At 53.4% G+C, this 466-nt stretch carries 1 protein-coding gene and 1 rRNA gene; both read left to right on the forward strand.

What is annotated here, in order from left to right; translation table 11 throughout:
• Positions 1 to 77 (forward strand): 5S ribosomal RNA (rrf, locus tag DM807_RS27985); the annotation flags it as partial.
• Positions 78 to 339: 262 nt separating this feature from the next.
• Positions 340 to 466: thiamine pyrophosphate-binding protein (locus tag DM807_RS00660; protein WP_009682266.1), on the forward strand; the 127-nt coding region annotated here is incomplete at its 3' end.

Below are 466 nucleotides of genomic sequence, written 5' to 3' on the forward strand. Positions count from 1 at the left end.
CCGAACTCAGCAGTGAAACGATGCATCGCCGATGGTAGTGTGGGGTTTCCCCATGTGAGAGTAGGTCATCGTCAAGATTCATTTCGCAAAACCCCTATCTGCGCATGCAGGTAGGGGTTTTGTCTTTTCGCCTGAAAATTGCAACTCCTACAGCAGCACAAGGCTGTTCCTACTGGTACCTGCGACAATATTCCCATCGCATTAACGTGACTTTCCTGTTGCCCCCCTACGTCAAGACTTTGGTTCAGGGCACTCCTGCCCCTGCACCTGGCGATGCCAGCGTACCGTGCTGCGCATTTCTGGACTTCCACCGTCCCATCACTTGAGGTAGCAAGCAAGATGGCCAAGGCCGCCGATGTCGTTGTGCAATGCCTGGAAAACGAAGGTGTCGAGTATGTATTCGGCATTCCTGGTGAGGAAAACCTCGACCTGCTCGAATCCCTGCGCAAGTCGAAGATCAAGCTGG

The organism is Pseudomonas hunanensis, from assembly GCF_013393325.1.
Lineage (GTDB): Bacteria > Pseudomonadota > Gammaproteobacteria > Pseudomonadales > Pseudomonadaceae > Aquipseudomonas > Aquipseudomonas putida_P.